This window comes from Burkholderia seminalis DSM 23518, from assembly GCF_902832885.1.
Lineage (GTDB): Bacteria > Pseudomonadota > Gammaproteobacteria > Burkholderiales > Burkholderiaceae > Burkholderia > Burkholderia seminalis.
Genome location: NZ_CADFDK010000003.1, coordinates 606,743 through 626,686, shown reverse-complemented (window position 1 = coordinate 626,686; position 19,944 = coordinate 606,743). Strand labels below are relative to the sequence as shown.

At 67.3% G+C, this 19,944-nt stretch carries 18 protein-coding genes; 9 read left to right on the top strand and 9 right to left on the bottom strand.

Features of this window, described 5'->3' with window-relative positions; genetic code table 11:
• Positions 1–10 precede the first annotated feature (10 nt).
• Positions 11–952: a LysR substrate-binding domain-containing protein gene (locus HWX00_RS13365; protein WP_175026831.1), complete on the top strand. Its 942-nt coding sequence runs from the start codon at positions 11–13 to the stop codon at positions 950–952.
• 110 nt (positions 953–1,062) lie between these two features.
• Complete coding sequence (locus HWX00_RS13360) at positions 1,063–1,395, top strand: cupin domain-containing protein (RefSeq protein WP_034191882.1); 333 nt, start codon at positions 1,063–1,065, stop codon at positions 1,393–1,395.
• A 134-nt stretch (positions 1,396–1,529) separates the two neighbouring features.
• Here HWX00_RS13360 and HWX00_RS13355 read toward each other — a convergent pair whose 3' ends face one another.
• Positions 1,530–1,829 carry an H-NS histone family protein gene (locus tag HWX00_RS13355; RefSeq protein WP_034191881.1) on the bottom strand — a complete coding sequence of 100 codons (300 nt, stop codon included), beginning with the start codon at positions 1,827–1,829 and terminating at the stop codon, positions 1,530–1,532.
• A 226-nt stretch (positions 1,830–2,055) separates the two neighbouring features.
• Here HWX00_RS13355 and HWX00_RS13350 point away from each other — a divergent pair, with 226 nt between their 5' ends.
• A complete protein-coding gene (locus tag HWX00_RS13350) occupies positions 2,056–2,544 on the top strand; it encodes a RidA family protein (RefSeq protein ID WP_059562470.1) in 489 nt (162 codons plus the stop codon).
• A 36-nt stretch (positions 2,545–2,580) separates the two neighbouring features.
• Here the strand turns inward: HWX00_RS13350 and HWX00_RS13345 are convergent, their stop codons facing one another.
• A complete protein-coding gene (locus HWX00_RS13345; RefSeq protein WP_034191879.1) occupies positions 2,581–3,573 on the bottom strand; it encodes an AraC family transcriptional regulator in 993 nt (330 codons plus the stop codon).
• Positions 3,570–4,628 (bottom strand): NAD-dependent epimerase/dehydratase family protein, encoded by a 1,059-nt coding sequence (locus HWX00_RS13340; protein ID WP_175026830.1) that lies wholly within the window; start codon positions 4,626–4,628, stop codon positions 3,570–3,572. The genes HWX00_RS13345 and HWX00_RS13340 overlap by 4 nt, the downstream gene beginning before the upstream one ends.
• 679 nt (positions 4,629–5,307) lie before the next feature.
• Here HWX00_RS13340 and HWX00_RS13335 point away from each other — a divergent pair.
• A complete protein-coding gene (locus tag HWX00_RS13335; RefSeq protein ID WP_034191877.1) occupies positions 5,308–5,559 on the top strand; it encodes a hypothetical protein in 252 nt (83 codons plus the stop codon).
• Positions 5,560–5,571: 12 nt separating this feature from the next.
• Here HWX00_RS13335 and HWX00_RS13330 read toward each other — a convergent pair whose 3' ends face one another.
• Entirely contained in the window at positions 5,572–6,684 is a 1,113-nt protein-coding gene (locus tag HWX00_RS13330; RefSeq protein ID WP_175026829.1) for a histidinol-phosphate transaminase, read from the bottom strand.
• A 427-nt stretch (positions 6,685–7,111) separates the two neighbouring features.
• Here HWX00_RS13330 and HWX00_RS13325 point away from each other — a divergent pair, with 427 nt between their 5' ends.
• A complete protein-coding gene (locus tag HWX00_RS13325; RefSeq protein ID WP_124608699.1) occupies positions 7,112–8,203 on the top strand; it encodes a helix-turn-helix transcriptional regulator in 1,092 nt (363 codons plus the stop codon).
• A 60-nt stretch (positions 8,204–8,263) separates the two neighbouring features.
• Here the strand turns inward: HWX00_RS13325 and HWX00_RS13320 are convergent, their stop codons facing one another.
• The 5 genes from HWX00_RS13320 to HWX00_RS13300 all read right to left on the bottom strand — a co-directional run bounded on the left by HWX00_RS13320 (position 8,264) and on the right by HWX00_RS13300 (position 13,783).
• Entirely contained in the window at positions 8,264–9,736 is a 1,473-nt protein-coding gene (locus HWX00_RS13320; RefSeq protein ID WP_034191874.1) for an NAD-dependent succinate-semialdehyde dehydrogenase, read from the bottom strand.
• Positions 9,737–9,835: 99 nt separating this feature from the next.
• On the bottom strand, positions 9,836–10,327 hold the full coding sequence (locus HWX00_RS13315; protein WP_034191873.1) for an Lrp/AsnC family transcriptional regulator: 492 nt from the start codon (positions 10,325–10,327) through the stop codon (positions 9,836–9,838).
• Between the two features lie 86 nt (positions 10,328–10,413).
• On the bottom strand, positions 10,414–11,823 hold the full coding sequence (locus HWX00_RS13310; protein ID WP_069704873.1) for an aspartate aminotransferase family protein: 1,410 nt from the start codon (positions 11,821–11,823) through the stop codon (positions 10,414–10,416).
• Between the two features lie 161 nt (positions 11,824–11,984).
• Positions 11,985–12,911, bottom strand: a complete 927-nt coding sequence (locus HWX00_RS13305) for a 2-hydroxyacid dehydrogenase (protein ID WP_124608701.1) — start codon at positions 12,909–12,911, stop codon at positions 11,985–11,987.
• An 11-nt stretch (positions 12,912–12,922) separates the two neighbouring features.
• Positions 12,923–13,783 carry a GNAT family N-acetyltransferase gene (locus tag HWX00_RS13300; protein ID WP_049031037.1) on the bottom strand — a complete coding sequence of 287 codons (861 nt, stop codon included), beginning with the start codon at positions 13,781–13,783 and terminating at the stop codon, positions 12,923–12,925.
• A gap of 467 nt (positions 13,784–14,250) precedes the next feature.
• Between HWX00_RS13300 and HWX00_RS13295 the strand changes: the two genes are divergently transcribed.
• From HWX00_RS13295 to HWX00_RS13280, 4 genes are all read left to right on the top strand, one after another.
• Positions 14,251–14,919, top strand: a complete 669-nt coding sequence (locus HWX00_RS13295) for a haloacid dehalogenase type II (protein ID WP_034191869.1) — start codon at positions 14,251–14,253, stop codon at positions 14,917–14,919.
• Between the two features lie 172 nt (positions 14,920–15,091).
• Positions 15,092–16,630 (top strand): methyl-accepting chemotaxis protein, encoded by a 1,539-nt coding sequence (locus HWX00_RS13290; RefSeq protein WP_034191868.1) that lies wholly within the window; start codon positions 15,092–15,094, stop codon positions 16,628–16,630.
• Between the two features lie 693 nt (positions 16,631–17,323).
• Positions 17,324–18,907, top strand: coding sequence for an ABC transporter substrate-binding protein (locus HWX00_RS13285; protein ID WP_034191867.1), 1,584 nt, complete (start codon positions 17,324–17,326; stop codon positions 18,905–18,907).
• 79 nt (positions 18,908–18,986) lie between these two features.
• Positions 18,987–19,940 carry an ABC transporter permease gene (locus tag HWX00_RS13280; protein WP_034191866.1) on the top strand — a complete coding sequence of 318 codons (954 nt, stop codon included), beginning with the start codon at positions 18,987–18,989 and terminating at the stop codon, positions 19,938–19,940.
• Positions 19,941–19,944 lie beyond the last annotated feature (4 nt).

Below are 19,944 nucleotides of genomic sequence, written 5' to 3'. Positions count from 1 at the left end.
CGACGCACCGATGACTGGACAATCGAAAAATTTGCAAGCCGGGTATGCGGCGCATGCATACCCGCTGGCCGACCTGACGCGGCCCCTGCCGCCGTTGGCGGCGATTCAGTCGTTCGTCGCCGCGGCGCAGCTCGGCAGCGTCAGCAAGGCCGCGGATCACCTGTGCCGTACGCAAGGCGCGGTGAGCCGCCAGATACAGCAACTGGAAACGCATTATCGATGCGCACTCTTCGTGCGCCGTGTATCGGGTCTCACGTTGACGGCGGAAGGAAGCGAGCTGCTGACGGTCGCGGTCAACGTGCTCACGCAACTGGTTCAGCACGCGGACGTGCATGCACGGGCGACCTCGGTGCTCACGTTGAAGTTGCCGTCCACGTTCGCCATTCGCTGGCTGCTCTCGCGGCTGCCGGACATTCATCGCGCGATGAGCGGTACGGAACTTCGTATTTCGACATCCGCGGACGATACGCCGGATTTCACGACGCCCGACGTCGATGCCGTCATTGTGCGCGGCACGGGGCAGTGGACCGGCATGGAAGCGGTACCGCTCTTTTCCGAGATGCTCACGCCGATGTGCGCGCCCGCATTGGCCGCATCGCTTCAATCCGTTGCCGACCTTGCGCAGGTCGATTTGCTTCATCCCGGGCCCAGCCACGCGGAGTGGCGATGCTGGCTCGATCATGTCGGGGCGCGCCAGATCGATGCGGGACGCGGACTGGTATTCGATACCCTCGAATTGACGCTCGCGGCATCGGTGGAAGGGCACGGCGTGGCCATCGGCGACCCGCGAATGGCACGAGACCGACTCCGTGCCGGATCGCTGGTGACGCCGTTTGCGGACGTGGTTCCGGACGGCCTGTCCTACTTCCTCGTCTATCCGCCTCAACGTGCGGCACAACCGAAAATTCGCGCCCTCGCCGACATCTTGCTGCGACTTGCGCGAGAAGACTGATTGACAGGCGAGCGTCCGATGCGGCGCGGTAACGGCTGGACTGCAGTGAACATTTCGCGGCGCCTTTCAACCCGCTTCCTTCATCGGAAGGACAATCACGAGGTCGAGCGATGCAACTTCAAACCGGTAACCTGTTCAGTGTCGAAGGGCAACGCGGCGGCGACGAGCGGATCGATCTCCTCGTCACGGCACAGCGCCTGAATGTCGAGCGGATCGTGTCGATGGGACATACGAGCCCCGATGGATTCTGGTATGACGATGCGCGTGCCGAATGGGTCGTCTTGCTGTCGGGCGCGGCCGTGCTCGAATTCGAAGAAGGTTCGACGCGGCACGAGATGCATCCGGGCGACTATGTGCTGATCGAACCGCATTGCCGCCATCGTGTTGCGTGGACGCATGAAGAAACGCAAACCGTCTGGCTTGCGATTTATTACGAACGATGAGGAAGGAATTGGCGTGCGGCGGGCCGAATGAGACAAATGGGTATTAACCCGGAGCGGTCTTTGAATCCCGCCGGTATCGATGCCCCACTCGCCGGACAGCGCGCTGAACCGCGCGCCGGTACGCGCCGAAAATCTTATTCCTGGATCAGGAATCGATTGCGGTTCTTCGCATCCTTGATCCATGCCGGCGCGCGACCGCGGCCCGACCAGGTTGCACCGGTCTTCGGGTCGCGATACTTCGCCTGCACGGGCGCCGCTGCCTGCTTGGCCGGCCGACCACGACGCGTGCCGAAAATGTCCTTTTCGGTAATGCCGTATTCCGCGACCTTGGCACGGATGTCGTCGACGATCGCCTGGAATTCGGCGATGCGCGCGGCTTCGGCCTTTTCGGCCAAAGCGTCCATTTGGGCTTTCAGTTCCTTGTAAGTCGCCATATATCGCTCATCAGGTTGTGTGTTCACATGATAGCGGTTTCAACCGGAAATGATGAAAAAAATCTCGCCGACTACGAATTACGGTGTCGATATCGCGCGCGGGACTGCTTCGAACACCTGATAAGTGTGTCAATTGCGTCATTTTCGGCGGATGGGTGCCTTCGGGACAAGATTCGGGGACTCAATTATTCTTTATCTTTTTTATGAAGGATCGGGGAATTCACGGATGAACAGAGACGATAAGCTGAAACAGATCGCGGCCGATTTCGGATTCGATCCGGACGCGGAAATCAGGATCGGCGGAAAGTACACGCCCGTTCTGGTCGATGGAAGGACGGCCTATATCTCAGGCCAGATTCCGCGAATCGGGGAAGTCGTGCATTTCGTCGGTATCGTCGGCGAATCCGTTTCGCTGGACGACGGCCGCCGTGCGGCCGGCATATCGGCGCTGCGTGCGCTGTCGCTGATTCGCAAGCATTGCGGCACGCTCGATGCGATCGCGACGGTGCCGCGCATCACCGTTTATGTGCGCAGTGCACCCGGCTTCACGATGCAAAGCGAAGTGGCCGACGGCGCGTCCGACGTCCTGTACGCCGTGCTCGGCGATGCCGGCGTCCACACGCGTTCGTCGGTCGGCGTGCTGCAGTTGCCCAAAGGCGCGGCGGTGGAAGCCGATTTCATTTTCGGGCTGAACCGCGACGACGCCACACGCTGATCGCCCGCCGGTCCAACGATGGGGCAACCTTGTGCGTCAGCGTGGCATCGTCCGCGAGCGTGCGGCGTCGGGGGTCATGCCGGTCCATTCGTTGAACGCGCGGAAGAACGAGTTCGGATCCTGGTAGCCGAGCAGGAACGCGATCTGGCTGTAGGGGAGATCCGAGCGATCGAGGTAGTGCCACGCGAGCTTCTCGCGGACATCGGCCAGGATGGTCTTGAAGGTTGCGCCGTCGTCGCCGAGCCGGCGCTGCAGCGTGCGCTTGCTGATCGCAAGCGTCCGTGCGACGTCGTCCGCGGTGGCGAGGCCGCCCGGGATCAATTCGAGCAGTGCCGCGCGCACGCGTTCGACGATACCCGCGCCCGCCGACAGCGCGTCGAGGCGGCGGCGCAGATCGGGTTCGAAGATTGCCCACATCGCATGGTTGGCCGTCACGAACGGGCGCCGCGCGTCCTGCAGCGCGAAGCTCACGGCGGGCGCGTCGCCGTATTGCGGCGCCACGCCGAAAAAACGCGCATAGCCGGGATGCGGCGCGAGGCCGCGCGGCAGCGTGACGGCGCGGGCGGGCAATGCGGTGCGGGTTGCCAGCCGCGCCAGCTTCACGAAGAAGCCCAGTTCGGCCGCGAGCAGCATGCCGGGCGGCGGCACCTCGCGTTCGAGGAAGTCGACGGCGAGCACGAGCGCGTCGGCATCGTGCGTGACGTGCACGCGCATCGGGCCGATCAGCGGCTTGAACTGGCCGATGCGCCGGATGGCGACCTCCAGGTCCGGACTGCACAGCGCGGCGAACAACAGCGGGTCGAAGGCCTCGACGGAGAGCAGGTCGAGGAGGCGCAGCGCGACGGCCGGCACGCCGGCCAGCTCCTCCACCGCCTGCCACATGCGGAAGTACTCGCGGGTGGTCAGCCCGTTCCCGGGCCGCGCGAACAGATCGGCGGGCAATTGCGCGCGCCGCAGCAGTTCGTCGGTACGCAGGCCGAGGTCGGCCATCACGATCTGGTAGCCCGGTAAAATCGCGAAGCGGTTCATCGCCGCAATTGCCCGGTTTCGACGAACTGCTGAAAGAAGTCGTTCATCGACTCGGCGAGCGGGCGATAGCGCAGGCCGAGTTCGTTGCGACTGCGGCTGTTGTCGCCGCGCCAGGGAAGCCCGACGTTGCGCGCGATCACGCGGCGCGTCACGCCTTTGTTCGCGAGCGGACCGACCAGCCACACGAGCCATTTGGGCAGGATGCGCCGCGGAATCGGGTAGTCGGCGCCATACCGCTCGAGCAGCGTGGCGGCCATCGCCGGCAGGCTGGTATCGTGACCGGACACGATGTAGCGGCCGTTGGCGCTCGCCAGAAACGCGGCCCGGACGTGCGCATCGGCGACGTCGCGCACGTCGACCGCGCCCAGGCCGAGATTCGGCACGCCCGCTTTCATCGTGCCGTTGCCCATCTGCCGCACGATCTCGAAGCTTTCCGACGTGGCGTACGGATTGATGCCGGGGCCGATCACGAGCGACGGATTGATGGTCACGAGATCCCAGCGGTGCTGCGCGCCGGCGATTTTCCACGCTTCGCGCTCCGCCACGGTCTTCGAATACGAATACGGCTGATGGGCGAGCGACGAGCTGGTGTTCCAGATCGCCTCGGTGAACACGCCGTTCGGCGTCGCGGCGAGATCGGCGTTGTCGCCGTAGATCGCCGCGCAGCTGCTGGTCAGCACGACGCGCCGCACCGACGGTGTGCGGTTGGCCGTTTCGAGCACGTTGCGCGTGCCGAGCAGCGCCGGATCGACGAGTTCCTTCTGCGGGTCGCGAACGGTGACCGTGAACGGCGACGCGGTGTGGAACACGATGCCGCAACCGGCCATCGCAGCCGCGTACGAGCCGGGTTCGAGCAGATCGGCGCGGAAAAAACGGATCGTGCCGGGTGTGCCCGCCGCGATGCGCCGGAGGTGCTTCAGCTTGTCCGGGCTGTCGGGGTCGCGGACGGCCGCGTGGACTGTCAGGCCGGCCTCGAGAAGCCGTTGCACGAGCCGGCCCGCGACGTATCCGGTGGCGCCGGTCACCATCACGGGGAGGTCGGTATCGATATTCATGGGCGTGGGTTCCGTGGCAGAGGCGATGCGTCATGATGCCGCCTTTTACGCGCCAATTCACTTGCAAAGCGCGCCAATCGACATGCAAGGTGCGACAGGCGGCGCGTGCCCGCTGCCCGCGTCGACATGGACAGTGGCGCGCTGGACCGGCTCCATGCGCTGTCTGACGTGCCGCCGGCTCCACGACGGACGGTCGCCGATCGCCGTCGCGGACGGCCCGCAGCAGACCTGGCATCAGGCGTTGCGGACGCAACCGGTGCCCGGAACCTGACATGCCGCGACGGTGCAAGGCAAACGCGTCCGAATTGCGGGCCGCATCGCGCCTGAACCCCGATCCGGTCGAATTCGCACCGCCGTCTTATCGGCGGGAGGTGCCCCGCCTCCGGCATTTCCGTAACCCGTCGCGCAAACGATATCGGCCGGCATCCCCATTTTTGGGGATGCCGGCGCGGGCCGGTGCGCCTACGATTGACGACAGTGCACCGGGGAGCGGATGTAACGAAAACAAACGAACAGGCCTGCCATTCCGTGTCGATTGCATGCGATCGTCCGCGCAGTTGAACGACACGGCCGTTGCATGCGGACGACGCACGGCGTGGGCGGTGCATCGTTGGCATCGCGGCACGATGGCGCTGACGACGGAAGGCCTGATGTCGTATTTCGGGGAATGGCAATCAATATGCTGGCAAGAGACTACGTGGAACGAGAGCTTTCTCACATCCAGAGAATGGTGGCTCTCCTGGACAGCGATGCGATCGCTGACGACGTATCGATGTCGGGCGCGGCGCGCGTCAGGCATCCGAGCTACTGGCGCGGGCGCATCGAGGAACTGCTGTCGGCGCCCGACGTGCCGCGTCACGTCAGGAAGCTCAGCGAAGCCGTGCTCGCGAAGATCGACGAACTGGAATCGCGGCTCGCGACGATGAAGTAAGCACCCCATTGCTTATTCGCGCGCCATCACGTCGAGCAGCGCCGCGCGAAACGCAGCCATCTCCAGAGCGGTGCCGATCGAGACGCGCAGGTACTCGGGCGGCCCGGACTCGCGAATCAGGACACCGTGGCGCAGGAGTCCGCTCCAGATCCGGTGGCGATCCGCAAACTTGCCGAACATCACGAAGTTCGCATCCGAATCGGCGACCGCGAGGCCCCGGCCGCGCAGCCAGCACACGGTCGCGTCGCGCTCGACCTTGATCGCGTCGACCTGCGACAGCATTTCGTCACGCGCGGCGAGCGCCGCGCAGGCCGCCGCCTGCGTCAACGCGGACAGGTGATACGGCAGGCGAACCCGCTTCAGCGCGTCCACGATCGCCGGCGCGCATGCGCAATACCCGATGCGGCCCCCCGCGAACTTGAATGCCTTGCTCAACGTACGCGTCACGATCAGCCGCGGATGGTCGGGCAGCAGCGTCACCGCGCTGCGGACGCCGTGACGACGGAATTCCGCATACGCTTCGTCGACGACGACCACACCCGGCGCGAGGTCGAGAATCGCGCGGATGTCGTCGATCGGCAGCGCGGTTCCCGTCGGGTTGTTCGGTGACGTGAGCAGGATCACGCTCGGCCGGTGTTCGCGGATGCCGTCGAGCGCCCGATCGAGGTCCAGCGCGAAATCCTCGTCGCGCGGCAACGTGTGCAGGCGCGTGAAGGTCGTCCGGCAGTATTCGTCATACATCGGATACGCGGGCGTAAAGGCCAGCACCGAGCGCCCCGGGCCGCCGAATGCCTGCAGGATCTGCTGGATCACCTCGTTCGACCCGTTGGCCGCCCAGACGCGGCTCGCGTCGACCGGCACGCCGGTGTCGTGCGTCAGGTAGGCGGCGAGATGCGATCGCAGTTCGGCGAAGTCGCGATCGGGATAGCGGTTCGCGTCGCGCGCCGCATCGGCCACCGCGGTCGCGATGCGTTCGACGAGCGCCGGCGACGGCGGATACGGATTCTCGTTGACGTTCAGGCGGACCGGCACGTCGAGCTGCGGCGCGCCGTACGCATGCCGCAACGTCAGATCGTCCCGCAGCGGCAAATCCGACAGGGCAATGTCTTTCCACGGTTGTTGCATTGAAAACACTCCGGACGTTATCGATGGGGCGGCGCAGCGGGCTTTTTCGGCGGCAAAAAACAAAAAAGGCGCCGGAGGCGCCTTGGTTGTCGTGTTGACCGGGGAGCTACCCGATCGATGACTGGATGCGAAACGACCCACGGCGCAATGGAGGGCGGCCGTGGTGATGGTGCAGCGAGGACGTGGCGTTTCGGATCGTCATGCGCTGCATCATGGCATACCCTGATCCGGATGAAAAGCCGGCCGCGGCGCGGTTCGTGCCGGCGTCGGCCGCGCTGTCTTGCCAGGATTGCCAATACATCAGACGAGAAACGGTAACAAACGTGGTATTTCAGACCAAACGTACCCGGTTAATTTGAACGATCTCGTTCATTGAGTAAGATGCGCTGAAGACGTTCGACAGAAACGCACGGCGCGGGGTAGCCAGATGCAACTGAACGGATTGATTCAATCGGCGTGGATCGACGACATCTACGCGGCGGCACTGGGCGATCAACGATGGGAAGCGGTGCTGGACGGGCTGCGATCGTCTGTCGGTGTGCGCATGGCCACGCTGCTGTCGTTCGACGACAAGGCGAGGGTGCCGGCGATCGAGCAGGCGGCCGGCGACGACGCGTCGTGGGTCGCCGCGTGCTACCACAGCTACAACACCGAGTTCTACCTGTACGACCCGGTCGTGCCGATCGCCGCGGACTGGCCGACGGGGCGCTGGTTCGAGGACGTCAAGCACCTGTCCGCGCACCAGCGCGCGCACAGCGTGTTCTATCAGGAATTCATGCACCCGTTCGGGCTCGGCAGCATCTCGGGCCTGTACATCCATCGCGGCGAAGGCTCGGGCGCGTTCCTCAGCGTGCAGGGCGGCCCCGACTCGCAGGGGCTGTCCGACGATCAGCGCCGCATGATCGAAATCATGGGCGCGCACATCAGCCGCGCGCTGCGGATCCAGGCGCGCATCGGCGAACTCGAAGCGCGCGTGGCCGCCGCGGAATCGGCGCTCGACGCGATTCCGGTGCCGGTGTTCCTGCTCGGCGCGCGGCGCGAACTGCGCTACACGAACCGTGCGGCCGATCAACTGATCGCCGCCGAACCGGCGCTGCGGGTCGTGAACGGGCGTTTCGCGCCGGAAGGATGCGTCGACGACGCGCAATGGCGGCATGCGTTCGCGCGCGGCGGGCTGCTGCTGCGGCGGACGACGGGCGAGCCGCTGCCGCTGGCGTTGATCCCCGTTCCCGAACAGTCGCACCTCGCGCGCGAACGGCCGGGCGTGACGGCATTGATGACCGCCGCGGACCTGCGCTCGCCGTCGGCGCGCGCGCAGCGATTGCGCGTGTTCTACGGGCTGTCGTCGGCCGAAGCCGACCTCGCGGTGCTGCTGTGCTGCGACGGGCGCTCGCCGCAGGAATGCGCGGCGCTGCGCGGCGTGTCGATCGGTACGGTCCGCGCGCAGATCAAGTCGATCTACACGAAGACGGACGTGGCGCGCGCGGCGCAGCTGACGTCGCTGGTCATGCAGACGTGACGATGCGTGACGGCCGGCCCGACCCTGCGGTGCGCGGCAGGCCGTCGCGTCCGGCCGGATTCACTCGAGCCCGCCCTGGCACAGGTACTTGATCGACAGGTAATCGTCGAGGCCGTAGCGCGAGCCTTCGCGGCCGTAGCCCGATTCCTTCACCCCGCCGAACGGCGCGGCCTCGCTCGCGAGCGCGCCTTCGTTGATGCCGACGATGCCCGTTTCGAGCCGTGCCGACACGCGCGCGATGCGCCGCACGTCCTGCGTGTAGAAATACGCGGCGAGCCCGAACGGCGTGTCGTTCGCTGCGCCGACGGCCTCGTCCTCGGTATCGAAGCGGAACAGCGCCGCGATCGGGCCGAACGTTTCCTCGCAGTTCAGTTGCATGTCGGCGGTCGCGTCGGCGAGCACCGTCGGGGCGTAGAAGTTCGGGCCGAGTTCGGCCAGACGCTTGCCGCCGGCGAGCACGCGCGCGCCGCGTTCGACAGCGTCGCCGACGTGGCGGGCGATCTTGTCGACCGCGCGCGCGTTGATCATCGGGCCGATCTGCGCGGCCGGGTCGGTCGCCGGCGCGACCTTCAGCGCGGCGACGCGTGCCGCGAGCTTCGCGGCGAACGCGTCGTAGACGCCGCGCTGCACATACACGCGATTCGGCGACACGCAGGTCTGGCCGCCGTTGCGGAACTTGGACGCCATCAGCCCGTCGACCGCGCTATCGAGCTCGGCATCGTCGAACACGATGAACGGCGCATTGCCGCCGAGCTCCAGCGACAGCTTCTTCAGCGTCGCCGCCGATTCGCGCGCGAGCAGCTTGCCGACGGGCGTCGATCCGGTGAACGTGATCTTGCGCACGCGGCCGTCGGCGAGCCAATCGGCCACGGCAGCGACCCCGCGCTCGCGCGAGGCGGCGATCAGGTTCAGCACGCCGGGCGGCACGCCGGCTTCCTGCGCGAGGAAGGCGAGCGCGAGCGCGGTCAGCGGCGTGTCTTCCGCCGGCTTCGCGACGACCGTGCAGCCGGCCGCGAGGGCGGGCGCGATCTTGCGCGCGATCATCGCGAGCGGGAAATTCCACGGCGTGATCGCGGCGACGATGCCGATCGGTTCCTTGACCGCGCTCAGCCGTTTGCCGCGCTGCTGCTGCGGAATCAGGTCGCCGTACGTGCGCGTCGCTTCCTCGGCAAACCACAGCACGTACGACGCGCCGTAGGCGACTTCGCCGCGCGCTTCGGCGAGCGGCTTGCCCTGTTCGCGCGACATCAGCTTCGCGAGATCGTCGGTGTGCGCGATGATCGCCGCGTGCCACGCGCGCAGGATCGCGGCGCGTTCGCGAGCGGGCGTCGCGCGCCATGCGGGCAGCGCGCGTGCCGCCGCGTCGGTCGCGGCGCGCGCGTCGGCGGCTCCGCTGTCGGGTGCGTGGGCAACGGTCTCGAGCGTCGCCGGATCGGTGACGTCGAAGCGTGCGCCGTCGAGCGCATCGCGCCAGGTACCATCGATCAGGTTGGCGGTACGCAGCAGTTCGGTTCGGGACAGCGTAAGCGGCATGACAGGTCCTTGGATGAAGCGGTTCGGCGGCGGCGCGGGCGCGCGACTACCCCGCGCGGACAGCACGCTGCCGCGTTCGAGGCAGGCGGGCACCGTGCGTCAGTGCCGGTCGCCGAACAGCGATTCGAGCGGATAGTGCCGTTTGACGAACGGCGACTTGATGATCACATAACTGAAATACTTTTCGATGCCGATGTTCTGCTCGAGCAGCCCCTCGACGATCGTCTGGTAATGGCTCACGCTGCGCGTGATGAACTTCAGCAGGTAGTCGTAGCCGCCGCTCGCGAGATGGCACTCGACGATCTCGTCGACGTTGCGGATCGCCGCGACGAAGCGGTCGAAGTCCTCGCGCCGGTGGTCGGCCAGCGTGACCTCGGTGAACACGACCTGCACGTCGCCGAGTTTCTCGAGCTGGATGTGCGCGCCGTAGCCGCCGATGTAGCCGGCCTTCTCGAGCCGCTTCACGCGGATCAGGCAAGGACTGGGCGACAGCCCGACCGCATCGGCCAGCTCGACGTTGGTCATGCGGCCGCGCTTCTGCAACTGGGAGAGGATGCGCAGGTCGATGCGATCCAGCTTGCTGTCCGTCATGTTCACGTGAGAGGCGAAAAAATGGAATGTCCGGTTACTTTAGAGTCGAACGAGGGCCGCCACAAGCCCGGCTTTCCCTTGGCCGGTCAGGCCGGCTGCGCGTGCGCGGCGTCGAGCGCGCGCTGCACGCCGGCATCGCCCAGCACGTCGTCGAGCGTCTTGCGCACGCGTTCGAACAACAGGTCGAACTCGCCCGCGGTGAAGCTCAGCGCCGGCGCGAAGCCGAGCACGCCGTCGCCGAACGCGCGGAACACCACGCCGTTCGCGTAAGCAGCCGCCGCGATCTTGTCGGGCACGTTCAGCGCCGGGTCGAAGCGCGTCTTGCGGGCCTTGTCGGTCACCAGTTCGAGCGCACCGAGCAGGCCGACGGAACGCGCATCGCCGACGAGCGGATGCGCGCGCAGCGCGTCGAGGCCCGCCGCGAAGCGCGGCGCCAGCGCCTGGCCGTTCGCGAGCAGCCCGCCTTCGTGATAGAGCTTCAGCACCTCGAGGCCGATCGCCGCGCTGACCGGATGCGCGGAATACGTATGGCCGTGGCCGACCACGGCCGATTCGGCGCGGCTGCCCGCGATCCCTTCGTAGATTTCATCGGACATCAGCACCGCGCCCATCGGCGCATAACCGGCGGTCAGTCCCTTCGCGACGGTCATCAGGTCCGGATCGACCTGTTCGGTCTCGCACGCGAACAGCGGCCCCGTGCGGCCGAAGCCGGTGATCACCTCGTCGGCGACGAACAGGATGCCGAGGCGACGGCATGCGTCGCGCATCGCCTTCAGCCAGCCGGCCGGCGGCACGATCACGCCGCCGGAACCCTGCACGGGCTCGCAGAAGAAGGCGGCCACGTTGTCCGCGCCGAGTTCGGCGACCTTCGCTTCGAGCGCGGCGACCGACGCGGCGATCAGCGCCTGCGGATCGTCGCCGAGCGGATGGCGATACGGGTAGGGCGACGGAATGTGATGCTGGTCCGCGCGCGGCAGGTCGAAGTGACGGTGGAACGCCGGCAGCGCGGTGAGGCCGGCGCCGATCGACGACGAGCCGTGATAACCGCGCTCGAGCGCGATCATCTGCTTTTTCGACGGACGGCCGGTCGCGTTGAAATAGTGCGTGATGAAGCGCACCGCGGAGTCGACCGCATCCGAGCCGCCGAGCGTGAAGTACACGTGGTTCAGCGACGGCGGCGCGAGCGCGGCGAGCCGTTCGGCCAGCTCGATCGCCGGCTGCGAGCCGAAATGGAAATAGCCGGTCGCGTAGGGCAGCTTCGCCATCTGGTCGGCGGCCGCTTTCACGATGCTGTCGCGGCCGTAGCCGACGTTCACGCACCACAGGCCCGAGAACGCGTCGAGCAGCGTGTGGCCGTCGGCGTCGCGCAGGAACACGCCGTCCGCGGATTCGAGCACGGTGGCGCCGCGCGCCTCGTGTGCGCGATAGTTGACGACGGGGTGGATCAGATGCTGACGATCGGCTTCGATCAGCGCAGCGTGGTCGGCGTGGTTCATGGCAGGGCAGGACTCTCGTCAGGTGTCAGCGGTGAGTTCATGCTACCGGGCGAACGATCCGCATGCGCTTTCAATTTGCGCCCCGAAACGTATGGGCGCGGCGTTTGCACGGGGCGCTTCGGCATTTTCTGCTGCGCACCCCGCCGTGCCGGACGCGCGCGTCAGTAGCCGCGTGTGCGGTCGACGACGCCGATCATCGGTTGTCCTGCACGATGGCGCGCGAGATTCGCGAGCACGGCGTCCACGGCGGTGTCGGGCCGCGTGGCGCTCGCGATGTGCGGCGTGATCCGGATGCGCGGATGCGCCCAGAACGGATGACCGGCCGGCAACGGTTCGGGGTCGGTTACATCGAGGATCGCGCTGTCGAGCCGGCCGCTGTCGAGCGCGGCGAGCAGCGCGGCCGCATCGAGCTGCGGCCCGCGCCCGACCTGCACGAGCGACGCGCCGGGCGGCAGCGCATCGAACACGCGTGTGCCGAGCAGCCCGCGCGTGCCGTCGGTCAGCGGCAGCAGGCAGATCAGGATGTCGGTGCGGGCGAGGAACGGTTCGAGCGCGTCGTCGCCGGCGTAGCACGCGATGCCGTCGAGCGTGCGCGGCGTGCGGCTCCAGCCCGCGCACGGGAAGCCGAAGCGCCGGAGCATGTCGAGCACCGCCTGGCCGAGCGTGCCGAGCCCGAGGACGCCGATCCGCGTCGACGCGGCGGCGCGCACCGGTTTCTCGTGCCACACCTGCGCGCGTTGTTGCGCCGCGTAGTCGAACAGGTCGCGGTGAATCGTCAGCACCGCCTGCGTCACGTATTCGACCATGCCCTCGACGATGCCCGGCTCGATCATCCGCACGACGGGGATGTGCGGCGGCACGCGCGACAGGTCGAACTGATCGATGCCGGCCCCGACCGAGAACACGACCTCGAGATTCGGGAGCAGCGCGGCCGGATCGTCCGGCGGCTGCCACGCGGCGAGATAGCGGACCGCCTCCGGGTCGCCGATGTCCGGCCAGATCCGGAACGCGAGATCGGGTGCGCGCTGCGCGAAGCGCTGTGCCCATTGCGCGCCGCGCACCGGGTCGGCCTTGTACAGGAAGCTCATCTTCGTTCCGCTCAGCCGAGTGCCTGGTTCACGATCGCGTACGCGCGCAGCGCCGGATCGCGCTCGGGCGCGGCGCCGCGTGCCATCGCGACGACGGTATCGACGCGCGGCAGCCCGAGCCCCTGCAGCCAGTCGGACAGCCCGCTGTCGCCCGGCACGTCGAGCCGCACGAACATGCCCTCGTGCAGGGCGAGCCAGTGACTGATCAGCGCCTGCGCGCGCTGCGCGTCCGGTGCGACCACCGGGCCGATCGCGTGGCCGCGGCCGAAGCGGCGGAACAGCGCGAAGCCGAGCAGCTCGCCGTCGCGATCGAGCGCGATGCCGTTCGCGACGTCGAGCAGCGCGCCGATCACTTCGTCGCGCTGATAGCCCGCGGCGCGCGACGCGAGCGCGGCAAGGCGCGGGCCGTCGTTCGCGCCGATCGGCCGCAGGCGCTCGCCGGGCGGCAGCGATATCAGCGGCGGCTGGAAGGCGGCGCCCTGGTGTTGATCGATCGTGCCGATCGCTTCGAACCCGAATTTCGCGTACAGCGGCTCGCCGGCCGGCGTCGCGTGCAGGAACACGGTCCGCGGGCCGAAGCTGTCGACCAGGCGGGCGAGCAACTCGCGCCCGATGCCGCGGCCCTGGCGCTCGGGCGACACGATGACCATGCCGAGCGACGCGTGCGATTCGCCGAAGCGCCAGCCGAGCGCGGTGCCGACGACGCCGGTTTCGTCTTCGGCGACGAAGCCGCCGCCGAGCTGGAACACGAAGCGCCAGTCGTCGAGCCGGTGCGGCCACTTGACGGCTTCCGACAGCCGGTGCGCGGCGGGCAGGTCGGTTTCGGCGAACGGGCGATAGGTAAGCGTGCTGGAAGGATTGAGGTCGGACACGCCGGACTCCGGAGGGGTGGGAATGACGCATCACTGTGCCAGCGAGGCCGCAGGGCGGATAGGACGATTCGCCTGTTTTCCGGCGGCGGCGGGCGCGCCCGCGAATTCGATGCAAACCGGCTCGATCGGCGCGAACGAACGCCCGGATCGTGCTGGCGAGACGGGTCAATCCGGCCACGCGTGCTGTGGAATACCACTACGATCAATGGCACGGCGGCACTGCCGCCTGCCGAAGGGCCGCATCGGCAGACGGGCTCGCCGCGGTAGCGCGGCGCCCATCGGCGCCCGCCGCCCGCGCCGCGCCCGATCGTGCCGCAGATCGTGCTGCATGTGGCGGGCAACACGCGGCGATTCTGCGTTTTGAGCGGCGCCGAACGATGCGCGGACGACTTTTTGCCCTGATTCAATTTCGTTAAATCCAGCCCGTCCCCGGCCCTGCCGGGGCTTCACACCGACAGGACGTCACCATGATCCAGTTTGAACCGAAGTACATCACCTTCGACTGCTACGGCACGCTGACCCATTTCCGGATGGCCGAGACGGCGCGCGAAATCTATGCGGACCGGCTGTCGCCGGCCGCGATGGAGGCATTCGTGCGCGCGTTCGCCGCCTATCGGCTCGACGAGGTGCTCGGCGCGTGGAAGCCGTACCGCGACGTCGTCGTCAACGCGGTCCGCCGCACCTGCGCGCGGCTCGGCGTGAAGTTCGACGAGGCCGAGGCCGAGCTTTTCTATCATGCGGTGCCGACGTGGGGCCCGCATCCGGACGTGCCGGCCGGGCTGTCGCGGCTGGCGTCGAAGTACAAGCTGGTGATCCTGTCGAATGCGATGGACGAGCAGATCATGAGCAACGTCGACAAGCTGGGCGCGCCGTTCCACGCCGTGTTCACCGCGCAGCAGGCGCAATCGTACAAGCCGCGGATGCAGGGCTTCGAATACATGTTCGACAAGCTCGGCTGCAAGCCCGAGGACGTGCTGCACGTGTCGTCGAGCCTGCGCTACGACCTCATGACGGCCGAGGATCTCGGCATCAAGCACAAGGCATTCGTGAACCGCGGCCACGAGCCGGGCACGCCGTTCTACAACTATTACGAAGTGTCGGACATCGGTCAGCTCGCGACGCAACTCGGGCTGTAAGCCGGCCGCGCCGGCCGATTCGTCGAGCGCCGGGGCGCGGCCGTGATGCCGTCGCGTCCCGGCGCGTTCGGTCAGCGCACGAAATGAGGGTAATTACCGATATTGAGTCGTTCAAGGCGGGGCCGCCCGGGCCGATATATGTACCGAACGGTTAATATTTCGAGGCCCCCGCATGAAGTTGTCCACCAAACTGCTGATGCTCGTCGCCGCGGCGCTGCTCGGCGTCGTCCTGCTGGCCGCGTTGTCGCTGCACACGCTGCGCGACGCGCTGATCGACAGCCGCCGCGAAGAGATCGTCATTCTGCTGACCAAGGCCGAGCATCTGGTCGATTCGTATCGCGCGATGCAGACGAGCGGCACGCTCACGCAGGAGCAGGCGCAGCAGCAGGCCAAGGCCGCGCTGGCGGCGCTCAACGCGAATTCGAAGAGCTACTTCTGGGTCACGACGTCCGACGGCGTCAACCTCGTGCACCCGAACGCGAAATTCATCGGCACGCGCGCGAAAGGCAACCGCACGACCAGCGGCATGACCGACAGCGAGGCGTACCGCGCGGGGATGGCGCAGGCGCATTTCGCGCTCGTCGACGTGCTGGTCAAGCGCAGCCCCGACGCGGACCTGGAGCCGAAGCTGCAGGGCGTGGTCGCGATTCCGGACTGGAACTGGTGGATCGGCACGGGATTTTTCTACGACGACATCAACGCGGCGTTTGCCCGGCTCGCGATGGTGCTGGGCGCCGTCGCGCTCGTCATCGCCGCGGCGCTCGCGGCCATCGCATGGGGCGTGCTGCGCAGCGTCAGGCGCACGCTGGGCGGGGAACCCGCGCATGCGACGCAGATCGCCGCCCGCATCGCCGCCGGTGAACTGGACGTGCAGTTCGATACGGCGCACGCCGCGCCCGGCAGCTTGCTCGTCGCGCTGGGCGACATGAAGGCGCGGCTGACCGACACCATCGCCGAGATCCAGACCACGACCCACTCGATCGCCACCGGCACCGGCGAGATCGCGCAAGGCAACCTGGATCTGTCGCAGCGCACGGAGCAGCAGGCCGCGTCGCTGCAGGAAACGGCAGCGAGCATGGAGCAGATCACGTCCACGGTCAAACAGAACGCCGACAACGCGCGCCAGGCGAATGCGCTCGTGGCCCAGGCCAAGGATGCGACCGAGCTCGGCGGCGCCGCCGTGCACGCGGTCGTCGAAACGATGCGGCAGATTTCGGACGGATCGGTGCGGATCGCCGACATTACCGTCGTCATCGAAAGCATCGCATTCCAGACCAACATTCTCGCGCTCAACGCCGCGGTGGAAGCCGCGCGGGCCGGCGAGGAGGGGCGGGGGTTCGCCGTCGTCGCATCGGAAGTCCGCTCGCTCGCGCAGCGCAGCGCGGCGGCCGCGAAGGACATCAAGGGATTGATCGACGCGTCGGTCGAGCGGGCCGGCAGCGGCAGCCGGCTCGTCGAGACGGCCGGCGAGCGCATGACCGAGATCGTCCGGTCGATCGACCGGGTGGCGGACATCATGGGCGAGATTTCCGCGGCATCGGCGGAGCAAAGCACCGGCATCGAACAAATCGGGCTGGCCGTCGCGCAAATGGATGAAGTCACCCAGCAGAACGCCGCGCTCGTCGAGCAGGCAGCGGCCGCCGCCTCGTCGCTGGACGAGCAGGCGGCGCGCCTGCGGGCCGCCGTATCGGTATTCCGGCTCGCTGCGTGACGGCTTCGCGCCGTCCGCTCGCGGGGGCGCATCATCCTGCCGCCTGGGCGCCGTGCCGGCGCCCGCCCGGCGAGCGCGCCGACATGCCCGGTGACGCATGCATCGCCGCTCGCGGCCGCGGCGCCTGACGGCTGCACGGGCCCGGTTTCCGGGCAGTCCCGTCATCTTCCCGTCTTCCCGCCAAGCCGTTCCGATCGAGCGGCATTCTTCCGAACTTTCCTGCGCGACGTCCCGTCGCGATCCCCATCGTCGCCGCTCGTGCGTGCGGCGATCCGCCGCAACGTGCCGCTCGTTTCGACCGTCTTGGGCACGCACACACACATTCGACACAAACGTGCGGTTTGCGTGAGTCAAACGCGCGCCGGATGCCGAACGGGCAATTTTGTCGGCGCAATCTGCGGCGGCTGCGGCCTTACGATTTCCCGTATCGACACGGGTCGGGCAGCCGCCGCGACACGCCGCCGGGCGCACGACGACACATGCGCGCACGCAGCAATTCATGCTGCGCGGGCGGCTCAAAACGGTCGATTCGTATCGTGCGGGCCGCCCGAATCGCGACAAACCGCATTTTGGCGATGCTTAAATGAACTGCATGTGTACGACGTCGCGCCCGCCACCAGCAAGCGGGCGCGGCGGGATTGAACAACCACGCTGGACCCTTGGACCCACTTCCCACAGTCAGGAGCAGTTCGGATGAGCGACGATATCGACAATGACGGCAAGGGCGGCTTCACGCGCCGCGACATGATGCGGGTCATGGCGGCGAGCGGCATGATGGCCGTCGGCGGCGGCGGGCTGCTGATGGATGCGCAGTCGGCATTCGCCGCGCCCGCGCCGAAGCGCGGCGGCAAGATCCGGGTCGCGAACGAAGCCGGCTCGACGGCCGATACGCTCGATCCGGCCAAGGGCTCGACGGGCGCGGACTACACCCGTTTCTTCATGTTCTACAGCGGTCTCACGCAGCTCGATGCGAGCCTCACGCCGCAGATGAACCTCGCCGAGTCGCTGCAGACGACCGATGCGAAGACGTGGATCATCAAGCTACGCAAGGGCGTCACGTTCCACGACGGCAAGCCCGTCGGCCCGGCCGACGTGGTGTTTTCGCTGATGCGCCACAAGAACCCGGCCACCGCGTCGAAGGTCAAGCCGCTCGCCGAACAGTTCGCGGATGCGAAGGCGACCGGCCCCGACGAAGTCACGCTGACGCTCGTGAGCGCGAACGCCGATCTGCCGGTGATCCTCGCGACGCCGCAGCTCGTGATCGTCAAGGACGGCACGACCGACTTCAGCACCGGTATCGGCTGCGGCCCGTACAAGCTGAAGTCGTTCAAGCCGGGCGTGGCGACCATCGGCGTGCGCAACGACAGCTACTTCAAGCCGGGCAGGCCGTATCTCGACGAGATCGAGCTGATCGGCATCGGCGACAGCGCCGCGCGCCTGAACGCGCTGCTGTCGGGCGACGTGCACCTGATCAACGCGATCGATCCGCGCTCGACGCAGCGGGTCTCGTCGACGCCGGGCTACGCGCTGAAGGAAACCAAGTCGGGCCTCTATACCGACCTGATCATGCGCAGCGACAACCCGATCGTCTCGAATCCCGATTTCGTCGAAGGGATGAAGTACCTGTTCGATCGCGAGCAGATCCGCACGGCGGTGTTCCGCGGCTACTCGGTGATCGGCAACGACCAGCCGATCCCGCCGGGGCATCGCTACTTCAACGCGTCGCTGCCGCAGCGGGCGCACGATCCGGACAAGGCGAAATTCCTGCTCCAGAAGGCGGGCGCGCTCGGCACCACGCTGCCGCCGATCTATGCGACGTCCGACGCGAACGGGTCGATCGAAATGGCCGTGCTGCTGCAGCAGGCCGGCCAGAAGATCGGGCTGAACCTGCAGGTCAACCGCGCGTCGCCCGACGGCTACTGGTCGAACCACTGGATGAAGCACCCGCTCACGTTCGGCAACATCAACCCGCGTTCGAGCGCCGACGTGCTGTTCACGCAGTTCTTCAAGTCGGATGCGCCGTGGAACGAATCGGGCTGGAAGAACGCGAAGTTCGACCAGTTGCTGCTCGCCGCGCGTTCGGAAACCGACGACGCGAAGCGCAAGCAGATGTACGGCGACATGCAGGTGATCGTGGCGCAGCAGGGTCGGGTCGGCATTCCGGCGTTCATCAGCTTCCTCGACGGGTACGACAAGCGGCTCGCGGGCCTCGGTTCGATCCCGACCGGCGGGATGATGGGCTTCATGTTCGCCGAGAACGTGTGGTGGAACGCGTGACGTCGTGGCTGGCCGCCGTCGCGCGGCCGGTGCGGGCCCCCGCGCCGGCCACGCACGGTTTTTTCGGGAGTGCTGCTCCATGAACCGAATTCTCATCGGGCTGATCGGCCGGCGCATCGCGGTCACCGCGCTGACGCTGCTGATCGTGTCCGCGATCATCTTCACGATCACGAACCTGCTGCCGGGCGACGCCGCGCAGGCCGCGCTCGGCCAGTCGGCGACGCCGGAGACGGTCGCCGCGCTGCGCCAGCAGTTCGGTCTCGACATGCCGGCGCACGTCCGTTACGTGCACTGGCTCGCCGGGCTGTTGCACGGCGATTTCGGCCGGTCGCTGTCCGGCGACATGCCGGTGTCGGAGCTGATCGGCGGCCGCCTGCCGAAGTCGCTCGCGCTTGCGGCGATCACGACCGCCGTGTCGGTGCCGATCGCGCTGCTGCTCGGCATCCTCGCGGCGGTCAAGCGCGAGACGGTGGTCGACCGCGTGATCAGCCTCGGCACGCTGTCGCTCGTCGCGACGCCGGAATTCCTGATCGCGACGGTCGCCGTGCTCGTGTTCGCGGTGAAGCTGCACTGGCTGTCCGCGCTGTCGTACAGCGGCCCGATCGAGAGCCTGCACGATTTCCTGCGTGCGTATGCGATGCCGGTGTTGACGCTGTGCGCGGTCGTGATCGCGCAGATGGCGCGCATGACGCGCGCCGCGGTGATCGAGCAACTGAGCGCGTCGTACGTCGAGATGGCCACGTTGAAGGGCGCAAGCCCCGCGCGCGTCGTGCTGCGCCATGCGCTGCCGAACGCGATCGGCCCGATCGCCAATGCAATCGCGCTGAGCCTGTCGTATCTGCTCGGCGGCGTGATCGTCGTCGAGACGATCTTCAACTATCCGGGCCTCGCGAGCCTGATGGTCGACGCCGTCAGCAACCGCGATTTCCCGTTGGTCCAGGCGTGCACGCTGATCTTCTGCGTCGCTTACCTGACGCTCGTGCTGTTCGCCGACCTGTGCTCGATCGTGTCGAACCCGCGACTGCGCACCTGAGTGT